At 66.0% G+C, this 4,067-nt stretch carries 4 protein-coding genes and 2 pseudogenes; all 6 read left to right on the forward strand.

Annotation, left to right across the window (positions count from 1 at the left end):
* The coding region (locus EOA29_RS27805; protein WP_127221887.1) for a PTS mannose transporter subunit IID at positions 1-301 on the forward strand (301 nt) is incomplete at its 5' end.
* Positions 302-320: 19 nt separating this feature from the next.
* Entirely contained in the window at positions 321-623 is a 303-nt protein-coding gene (locus tag EOA29_RS27810) for an HPr family phosphocarrier protein (RefSeq protein WP_126090534.1), read from the forward strand.
* Between the two features lie 41 nt (positions 624-664).
* Positions 665-2,239, forward strand: coding sequence for a phosphoenolpyruvate--protein phosphotransferase (gene ptsP / locus EOA29_RS27815; protein WP_126090535.1), 1,575 nt, complete (start codon positions 665-667; stop codon positions 2,237-2,239).
* Positions 2,240-2,246: 7 nt separating this feature from the next.
* Positions 2,247-2,677 (forward strand): annotated as a pseudogene (locus tag EOA29_RS27820) (hypothetical protein).
* 83 nt (positions 2,678-2,760) lie between these two features.
* A complete protein-coding gene (gene dhaK, locus EOA29_RS27825; RefSeq protein WP_126090537.1) occupies positions 2,761-3,747 on the forward strand; it encodes a dihydroxyacetone kinase subunit DhaK in 987 nt (328 codons plus the stop codon).
* Positions 3,748-3,814: 67 nt separating this feature from the next.
* Positions 3,815-4,067: pseudogene (locus tag EOA29_RS27830) on the forward strand (hypothetical protein); the annotation flags it as partial.

The raw sequence follows: 4,067 nt of genomic DNA on the forward strand, positions 1-4,067 counted from the left end.
AGTGCCGCTTGCATGGTGCGGCGGAAACGGCCATGGCGGGCTCGGCACAAGCGTCGAGGCGATCATGGGCGCGATCGACAAGGCCTGGTCGGAAGCGGGCGTCGCCATCCTGGTCGATCTCGGCGGCGCCGAGACCAACTCAGAGATGGCGGTCGAGATGATCGGCGAGCCGCGCTCCCACAAGATCGTCGTCTGCAACGCGCCGATCGTCGAGGGCGCCGTGATGGCCGCGACGGAAGCTTCCGGCGGCGCCTCGCTCAAGGAAGTGGTGGCGACGGCGCATGAATTGTCGCCGTCATGAAGGAACGGGAACCGACTGAATGTCCGCATCCGCCGAAGCCACTGTCCTGATCACCCACGAGGTGGGCCTGCACGCGCGCCCTTCGGTGAAGTTCACCAAGCTCGCCAAGTCGTTCGCGGCCGAGGTGGAAGTGGCGGTGGCCGCCAACGGCCCCTGGTTCGACGCCAAGAGCATCGTCAAGGTAATGGCGGCCAAGGCGCCCAAGGGAACCCTGCTGCACATAAGGGCGCGAGGTGACGGCGCCGAGCAAGTGGTCGGCGCACTGGTCGACCTGGTGCAGCGCGACTTCGACGAGGACAGGGACCATGCCCGGTCCGCTTGAGACGGGCAAAACGTGTCCGACATCCGCAAGGACTGCGGACCATGCGGATTGAAGGCGTTCCCGCCTCAGCCGGCTATGCCGAAGGGCCGCTGTTCGATCTCGACCGGCCGCCGGTTGCCTACAGAGGCAAGGCAAACGCGGCGGAGGAGAAAGCAGCGCTGCAGGCTGCGATCGAAAAGGCGGTGAGCCGGTTGACCGCGCTGATCGAAACCGCCGATGGCGACGCCGCCGGCATCCTCGAATTCCACATCGCCATGCTCCAGGACGATGCGCTGAGCGTTCCGGCCTTAGCATCGATCGGTTCAGGCGAACCGGCCGACGTTGCCTGGCGGCAGGCGCTGGATGCCGAAATCGCAGGCTACGAGGCTTCCGACCAGGACTATTTCCGGGCGCGGGCCGCCGACCTTCGCGACATCCGCGACCAGGTGCTGCACGCCTTGAGCGAGGACGGTGAGGCCGCAGCACCTGCCGGCGCCATCCTCTACGGCACGGACATCGCGCCGACGCGCTTCCTCGAAACAGACTGGAGCAGAGGCGGCGGCATCGCGCTCAAGGCCGGCAGCACGGCCAGCCATGTCGCCATGCTGGCGCGCTCGCGCGGCGTGCCGATGGTGGTGGGGCTTGGCGCTTTCGCGGATGAGCCCACGGGAGTCGCGCTTCTCGACGCCGAGCATGGCGGCCTTGTGTTCGCGCCGTCGCCGGCGGAATTCGAAGCCTTTAGGCGGTCGTCGTCCTCCTTCGCGGCGCGCCAGGGCAAGGCGCAGGCTTTTCTCTCCCAGCCGGCCATGACGGAAGCCGGCACGGCCGTGCGCGTTCAGGTCAACATCGCCTATCCTTCCGATGTCGACGGCATCGATATCGAGACCTGTGACGGCGTCGGGCTGATGCGGACGGAGTTCCTGTTCGGCGGGGCGCTGCCGGACGAGGAGACGCAGTACCATGCCTATCGCAAGGTGCTGGAATGGGCCGGAGAAAAACCGGTGACCATCCGCACCGTCGATGCCGGCGGCGACAAGCCGGTTCCCGGCTTCACCATCGCGGAGACCAACCCGTTCCTCGGCCTGCGCGGCATCAGGTTGTCACTGGCCAGGCTCGACATTTTCCGGATGCAAATCCGGGCATTGCTGCGCGCCGCCGTACACGGCAATCTGAAGGTCATGTTTCCGATGGTCGCCACCGCCGAGGAGTATGCCCAAGCCGCAGCGCTGTTTGCCGAGGAGCAGGCGGCGCTCGCCGCGCGCGGCATTGCGCACGAAATGCCGCCGCTCGGCATCATGGTCGAGGTGCCGTCTGTCGCCATCGCGCCGGAGGCATTCGCCAACGTCGCCTTCTTCTCGATCGGCTCCAACGACCTGACGCAATATGTGATGGCGGCGGCACGCGACAATGCATCGGTCGCGCATCTCAATTCGGTCCGCCACCCGGCAGTGCTGCGGCTGATCGCTTCGGTCGCGGCCTTCGGGCGGGAGAAAGGGATTCCGGTCAGCCTTTGCGGCGACGCCGGCGGCGACCCCGCCGCCATCCCGCTGTTGCTCGAGGCCGGCCTGCGCGACCTTTCGGTCGCGCCTGCCCAACTTGCCATGGCCAAGGCGGCCATCGCGGACGTTTCGGTATAAGCGCGGCATGGCCAAGGCAGCCAAGATACAGGAAGCCGGCTCGGAAGACGCTATCCGCGCCTACAAGACGATCCTGTCGCAGGTTATCGACCAGCGGCCATCGGGCATGCGCCAGCGCCTTGCCGAGCGCTCGGCAAGCATCGCAGCTTCGTCACGCAGATCTCCAGTCCGGCCTATTCGATACCGATCCCGTCAAAGCATCTGCCTTCTATCTTTTCCGTCTGCCATTTCAGTCCGGCCGAGCGCGACCAGTTCTTGGCCGCCTATCACCAGGCGCATCCGGGCAAGATGTCGGCGACTTCGGGTCCGCGCAAGACGCGCCACGTCTCGCTGATCGTGCCGGATTTCGGCGACGACAGGCAGAACGCCGCGCTCGACCGGGCGATCAACGAATTCATCCAGAAGATCACCAGCATCGCCGGCAAGGGCAGCGGCTGACGAAGCAATTCCGGGAAAAATATGCAGCGGTTTTCCGTTCGGAATTGCATATATCAAATCCAGGACTGTTCGGGAGGACGGCCATGAAGAAGTTCATCAACACGGTGGATACGATCCTCACCGAAAGCCTCGACGGTTTCGTCGCCGCCCATTCGGACATCCTCGCGCTCGGCGACGAACATAAATTCGTCCGCCGCAGAGAGCTCAAGCCGGGCAAGGTGGCGCTGATCTCGGGCGGCGGCTCCGGCCACGAGCCGCTGCATGGCGGGTTGGTCGGCCACGGCATGCTGGACGCCGCCTGCCCCGGCCAGGTGTTCACCTCGCCGACGCCGGACCAGATCCTGGCAGCGATGCAGGCGGTCGACACCGGCGCCGGCTGCCTGTTCATCGTCAAGAACTACGAAGGCGACGTGATGAATTTCGACATGGCCGCCGAGATGTCGGACGGCGTGCTGCAGGTGGTGACCAATGACGACGTCGCGGTCGAGAACTCGTCCTACACGACCGGCCGGCGCGGCGTTGCCGGCACGCTGGTGGTGGAGAAGATCGTCGGCGCCGCGGCCGAACAAGGCATGGCGCTGCCCGAGCTCAAGGCACTGGGCGACCGCGTCAACGGCGCGATACGCTCGATGGGCGTGGCGCTGACCAGTTGCACCGTGCCGGCGGCGGGCAAGCCGACATTAGAGATCGGCGACAGCGAGATGGAGTTCGGCGTCGGCATCCATGGCGAGCCCGGCCGGCGACGCGATGCGCTGAAGAGCGCCGACGCCATCGCCGAGGAGATCTGCACGGCAATCACCGGCGACCTCGGCGAACGCGCCGGAGGGCCGGCGCTGCTTTTCATCAACGGTTTCGGCGCCACGCCGTCGATGGAGCTTTACCTGATGTACAACAGCGCCCGCAAAATCTTCGAGAAGAGCGGCGTGACGGTGGCCCGCTCGCTGGTCGGCTCCTATGTCACCTCGCTCGACATGGCCGGCTGCTCGATCACGCTGGCCATGCTCGACGACGAGATGGCGGCGCTGTGGGACGCGCCGGTGCATACGGCCGCGCTGCGCTGGGGGATGTAGCTTCGCGCGGGCTTTTCTGCGACCATACTGGCCGAATTTGCATGCCATTCGCGACGTTGCCCGGTTGATGCTGCCTCCGCTCTCGCCTGCCGAAGAAAAACTGCTGCTCGAGTTCGCCGACCCCGAAGCGCCGGCTGACCGCGGACGCAATCTTGCGGCAAGCAGCTTGAAGGCGTTGCTTGCCAACGCGGAATTCCACGGCGTGCTGCCGATCATGCTGCGCAAGCTCAGGGAACGCGGCGACGCCGACCTGCCGGACGATGCCGCCTTGCAGCAGAAGCTCGCCGAGTTGCGCGACCAGGCGACGATCGCGACCGGAC

The organism is Mesorhizobium sp. M1E.F.Ca.ET.063.01.1.1 (assembly GCF_003998155.1).
Taxonomy (GTDB): domain Bacteria; phylum Pseudomonadota; class Alphaproteobacteria; order Rhizobiales; family Rhizobiaceae; genus Mesorhizobium.

Bases quoted from the DNA above. Each gene is read 5' to 3' on its own strand.
- ptsP (WP_126090535.1), top strand. From the start codon at position 665: ATGCGGATTGAAGGCGTTCCCGCCTCAGCCGGCTATGCCGAAGGGCCG.
- dhaK (WP_126090537.1), top strand. From the start codon at position 2,761: ATGAAGAAGTTCATCAACACGGTGGATACGATCCTCACCGAAAGCCTC.
- EOA29_RS27810 (WP_126090534.1), top strand. From the start codon at position 321: ATGTCCGCATCCGCCGAAGCCACTGTCCTGATCACCCACGAGGTGGGC.